Raw genomic sequence first — 656 nt, 5'->3', positions numbered from 1 at the left:
TGAATCCTTCTGATTATGATTACACAAAACATGACGAAGATTCTTCCGAAACCTCAAAGGATAACGAAGATAAATAAGAAAAAGCGGAGAGGTTGCCCTCTCCGCTTTTTTATTTGACAGCAGCCCTCAATTCCTCAGCTGCAAATTCCACATTCGGGCCAATAATGACTTGAACCGATTGCCCGCCCGATTTGACAACCCCTTTTGCGCCTGCTTTCTTTAGCAGCGCTTCATCCACCAAAGCGGTATCCTTCACAGTCAGTCGCAGCCTTGTGGCGCAATGATCAATGGTTTGAAGGTTTTCTTTTCCGCCGAGCCCTTTCAGCATGATGTTTTCATTTACATCCTGAACAGTATTTTCATCCAGCACTTCATCCACATCATCGTCTTCCCGTCCAGGCGTTTTTAAATTCAAAGCCTTAATCAGTACATAAAACACGATAAAGTATACCGCTGCATAGCATATACCTACCAAAAGCAGAAGCAGCGGTTTTTCCGCGATTCCATAGCTGAGCACATAATCGATAGCTCCGGCTGAAAAAGAGAAGCCTGAACGGATGCCGAGCCAGTTGACGATAAATAAACATAACCCGGTTAAGACCGCGTGAACAGCGTATAAAAGCGGAGATAAAAACATAAATGCAAACTCAATCGGC

Annotated in this window: 1 protein-coding gene; it reads right to left on the bottom strand. The window is 44.2% G+C overall.

Annotation, left to right across the window (positions count from 1 at the left end):
* Window positions 1–109 precede the first annotated feature (109 nt).
* Window positions 110–656, bottom strand: a 547-nt coding sequence (locus ACWHAR_RS28125) for a glucose PTS transporter subunit EIIB (RefSeq protein ID WP_452088575.1), incomplete at its 5' end; no start/stop codon positions are given.

It is taken from the genome of Bacillus sp. LR--39, assembly GCF_053613335.1.
The sequence above is the reverse complement of the archived record's forward strand: the minus strand, read 5'-3'. Positions and strand labels throughout refer to the sequence as shown.